Below are 507 nucleotides of genomic sequence, written 5' to 3'. Positions count from 1 at the left end.
CGAGCGCTGCACCTTGCCGCTGGACGTTTTCGGCAAGCCACCGGGGTTGAGCAGCACCACCACGCTCGGCGCTTCCTGGCAGGCTTCGGCCACCGCCTGGCGAATCGCCTTGATCAGTGCTTCCGGCGGCAGGATTTTCTGCACGCTGCGGCTGATTTCGGCGGCGATGCCAATGCCTTCCAGGCCCTGGTCATTCACCGCGAACGCGGCGACCCGGCCCTTGCGCACCACTTCCACTTCGCGCTCGATGGCTTGCTCGATGTCCTGGGGATACAGGTTGTGGCCCCGCACGATCAGCAGGTCTTTCAGCCGGCCGGTGATGAACACTTCACCTTCGCGGACAAACCCGAGGTCGCCGGTCCGCAGCCAGGTACGGCCTTCGTGCTGGACGAAAGTCTTGGCGGTGGCTTCAGGGTTGCGCCAGTAGCCGTGGGCGATGCTCGGGCCGGTGGCCCAGATTTCACCGACGGCATTGTCGGGGAGCGTCGCCAGGGTGGCGGGGTCGGC

The 507-nt window shown here is 66.3% G+C and carries 1 pseudogene; it reads right to left on the bottom strand.

From position 1 onward, the window contains the following. Positions 1 to 507: pseudogene (locus HX846_RS38865) on the bottom strand (AMP-binding protein); the annotation flags it as partial.

Origin of the sequence: Pseudomonas sp. K5002, from assembly GCF_013386655.1 — a bacterium.
GTDB lineage: Bacteria > Pseudomonadota > Gammaproteobacteria > Pseudomonadales > Pseudomonadaceae > Aquipseudomonas.
Note: the sequence above shows the minus strand (reverse complement) of the source record. Positions and strands in the feature narration are given on the sequence as shown.